At 26.8% G+C, this 4,174-nt stretch carries 4 protein-coding genes; 3 read left to right on the forward strand and 1 reads right to left on the reverse strand.

Annotation, left to right across the window (positions count from 1 at the left end):
* Positions 1-413, forward strand: a 413-nt coding sequence (locus ACRC03_RS01225; protein WP_438650727.1) for a PD-(D/E)XK nuclease domain-containing protein, incomplete at its 5' end; no start/stop codon positions are given.
* A 178-nt stretch (positions 414-591) separates the two neighbouring features.
* Here the strand turns inward: ACRC03_RS01225 and ACRC03_RS01230 are convergent.
* Positions 592-1,431 (reverse strand): DUF4300 family protein, encoded by an 840-nt coding sequence (locus ACRC03_RS01230; protein WP_438650728.1) that lies wholly within the window; start codon positions 1,429-1,431, stop codon positions 592-594.
* Positions 1,432-1,664: 233 nt separating this feature from the next.
* Between ACRC03_RS01230 and ACRC03_RS01235 the strand changes: the two genes are divergently transcribed.
* On the forward strand, positions 1,665-2,891 hold the full coding sequence (locus ACRC03_RS01235) for a hypothetical protein (RefSeq protein ID WP_438650729.1): 1,227 nt from the start codon (positions 1,665-1,667) through the stop codon (positions 2,889-2,891).
* A 250-nt stretch (positions 2,892-3,141) separates the two neighbouring features.
* The coding region (locus ACRC03_RS01240) for a WD40/YVTN/BNR-like repeat-containing protein (RefSeq protein WP_438650730.1) at positions 3,142-4,174 on the forward strand (1,033 nt) is incomplete at its 3' end.

The raw sequence follows: 4,174 nt of genomic DNA on the forward strand, positions 1-4,174 counted from the left end.
TTACACAAGGGGACGTTAAAAACTTCAGTAAGATATTTAAAAGATATGTTATGACAAGTTTTAGTTATTTTGATACAGCAGGAAGAGACCCAGAAAAAGTATATCACGCATTTGTCCTTGGGATGCTTGTATCTTTAAGCTCTACTCATGAGGTATTATCAAATAGAGAGTCTGGAATTGGTAGGTATGATGTTAGTTTACTACCAAAAGATAACACTAAGCCAGGAGTGATTTTTGAATTTAAGAGATACGACGAAGAAGATGAAGAAACTATAGCCCAGATGCTAGATATTGCATTAGCTCAAATAGAAGATAAAAAATATGATACAGAGTTAAAGGCTCGTGGAATAGATAATATAATAAAGCTTGCTATTGTGTTTAATGGGAAAGAAGTTCATCTAAAACAAGGATAATATATTTCTAGAATCAAGAGAAAAAAAGAAATACTATGAAAAATTTAGACTATGTTAGCTTGCTTCGTGATAATTATAGTAAAAAATAGCCACACCTTAGTATCTCCAATGGATTTAAAGCTAAAGTGTGGCTATTTTTTTAAAATAAACGAAAAGAATTTATATTATTAAATTGATATTACATTAACTCATCATTTACCATTATGACTGGTTGAACTACAAACCAGTTGAATAACATCATCTTCTTTAGATAATATTCTAACTCTTTCTCATTTTTAAACTCAGATACTTGGAAAGGGTCAGTAGGAGATATTTTTTCAACAAATATTATTTTTCCATCTTGTTCAATCATTGTACCTGCATGTACCGCTTCTAGTTGTTTTTCTTGGAAGTTATACATAAAGCAAGATACTAGTTTTCTATCAGAATCTTTAATTTCTAGATTTCTATTTTCCCATTCAGATTTTATAGTTTTAGAATATCCTCTTGTTGTATTTATCATACCCGCAGGTATACCATTAAACACTCCCCAGAATTGTTCTTTATCTCCTTTTTCAAAACCTGCATTTGGATTGTGTTCTAATATATCTTTTTCGGTATATTCAATTTGTCCATTATCTCCATTAACTGTTATATTATCTTTCATCAGGTTCCAAGCTGATACTCTACAATTTACATCTTCTCGCAAACCTTGTTCTCTACTTGCTTTTGCAAACAAGTTGAATGATAAGTATTCATCATGTTTTGCAAATGTTCCATTCTTAGTTATAAAATCGCCTTGAAGACTTGGTAGTTCTGAAAGATAACTATTTGTATATTTAACTTGTTTCTTGAATATATCTATATTTTTTTTATCAAGTCCAGCTTCTTCTAAATTATCTGCTGTTGCTGTTAATGCTTTTTCAGTAGCTAAGTTAGAATATGTTATGTCTGTTAATGATACACGTACTAAAGATACACCTGCTACTAATAGTAAACCTGCTACTGTTGTTATGATTATTTTAATTGGTTTTTTCATTTCTCAACTCTCCTCACATTTGTCTTATATTTATATATTCGCATACTATGCAACTAATCTATCATATTTCTAAATATATTTTATTAGATGACAAAGTTATAAAAATAATACAAGTTCGTATAAGTTTATGTTTTATTAATATAATCAATGTTCACAATTGTTATATAATGCGAAATAGAGATAGATTTGGTAGAATATAGATAAAAAGTGGTTTGTAAGGGGAGATAATTCTAGTGAAAAAATATACATTATTAATAGCTATGGTAATAACTTTATGTGTAGTAGTAGTAAGCATTATAAATAAACCATATAAAAACACAGATAAATATTTAGAAAAAAATTATTCGAATTTAGATTTACAAGATGAAGAAAGTTTTGATGGTTTAGACATATTATCTCAAGATATAAAAGATAAAAAAATTATTTTGACAGGAGAAGAGCATAACTTATCTGACAACCATATTATGAGCTTAAAGCTTATAAAATATTTTCAAAAAGAAGTTGGTGTCAACTATTTATTAGAGGAAATGGGAACTGCTGATGCATATTTTTTAAATAAATACCTAGAAAGTGGCAATGAAGATATACTAAAAGAGTATTTTAACATTTATAAAAATCAAAAACTATATACAGAAGAAAGGTATAATGAATATGTTGAAATTTATAAGTTTAATAAAACCTTACCTATAGATAAGCGTATAAAAATTGTAGGTACTGATATTGAATCTAAAGCTACATATTATTACTTAATTGATACTATAAAAAATGAAGATATGTTGACTGATGAATTGAAAACTTTAATAAATGAATTGAAGGAATTTGACTACTATACCAAGATTAGTTATAGAAATATTTTAAACACGTTAGAGGAACTAAAAAAAGATGTAGATTCAAATGAAGATAAATATAAAAGTATCTTTAAAGAAGATTTTAATGAGTTTAAATTTGTAATAAAAAATATGATAGATTTTAGTAATGTGTGTGCAAGTGAGGATAATTATACTAATCTAAGAGATAAGTATATATACGAGAACTTTAAAATAATAGATTCCAACCTTAAAGATGCAGTATACTTTGGGCAATGGGGAGGTGCACACATATTCCAAGAAACTGTTTACAATAATATTAATCAATCTTATATGGATTATTTTGCATCATTACTAAATAAAGATGAAAAATACAAAGGTAAAATACTATCGATAAACTATGCATATTATTTTGAAAAAAGTACTTTTGATCACAATGGTTATTCTGTGAATGAAGATTTATTTAAAGAGTATATAAATTTAAAATCAAAAGCAACTATATTTAGATTGAATAGTAGAAAGTCACCATTCAAAGAAAAAAGTATTAATCCATTTGATACAAACTTAGTAGATTATAAAGATAAACCAATAACTGATTATATCCAATATATAATATTAATAAGAAATAGTGAAAAATCAAAAGTTGTAATGTAAGGCTCAATAAATTTTTCTGTTGGAGCACCAATGGTCATAGCGACGTGTGCTAGTATTATAGCAGGTCAATTACTTCTAAAACCAATATTTTTGAAAAATAAAAATAAAACTTAGCAATTGTTATATTAAAAATGAATTCTTATAGGGAGGATGAAGTATTGAAAGAAAAATTAAAAAAAATAAAGAACGTAAAGTAAAATCATTAAGCTCTAGAACTTGGAAGTGTATTTCACTTATAATTATTCTTACAATGACTTTATTTTATGGAGTAAAAATATATAAAAGTGCAACTAATTACGGTGGTAAACTTGCATGGGTAATAAAAAGAGTTCAAAGTGAAAGAAGTGTAGTTTTCAATAAAAACAATATTTACAAAGATGGAGTAAAAGGTATTTTTGAAGATATAAATAAAAAATACAAATTACCCCCAAAACTTTATCTAGTAGATGAACTGAGTATTAAGTTTGAAAAAGATGGAACGATTACATACTTTGAAGCTTTTATTTATGGAAAAGATAAAAATGAAAAGGAAAAAACCTATTTAATATACTATAACAAAAACAAATCAAAAGATATAAAGCTTATATTAGATGGAGTTGTAAATGCTGATTATAGTAATGATAAGTTACTAGACCCGTTGTTTGAAACAGCGGAGTTAATTTCTATAAAACACACAGTTAGTAAATGGAATGAAAATGAATTTGGCCTATTATACAAAGGTAAAGTAAACTGGGAAAGTTATAGAGATGGAATTGTTTTAATAAATAATAAAGGAAAAGAAATACCACTAAGTTTACTTGAAGGTAAATTAGTAGGATATCCTGTTTCTATATATATACCTCAAAAAGAAGAAATAACTCCAGTTAGATATAATTTATTAACTGATTCATATTGGTTTCAATATTTAAATACTGATGAAGAAGATAAATTAAATGAAACTAAACAAGAATGGGATGTAGTAAAAGGAAACTCAGAAGCTAAATATGAGTTTTATTTATATGATGGAATTAGATATAAGTTGAAGGTAGAGGATAAAGCATCAGGTAGCTTTTTCTATTCACTTAATAGGACTAATGATAGTGGTAACAACTGGTTTGTTATAAATGAAAATCCATTTAATGGAGCAGTTGGAGAAGCCTATGGGATATATTTCATTGATGAAAATATAGGATTTATAGGTGTTTCTAGAAATGGTGGCTGTGAAGGTGAGTTATACAGAACAGAAGATGGAGGAAAATCTTTTAGCAAGATAGAGTTTGAAGTAAAAACAGTTACTCTAGATA

The sequence above is a fragment of the Romboutsia sp. genome (assembly GCF_051659545.1).
Classification (GTDB): Bacteria; Bacillota; Clostridia; order Peptostreptococcales; family Peptostreptococcaceae; genus JBOFOR01.

Coding starts and splice junctions, on each gene's coding strand:
- ACRC03_RS01230 (WP_438650728.1), bottom strand. CDS start 1,431: ATGAAAAAACCAATTAAAATAATCATAACAACAGTAGCAGGTTTACTA.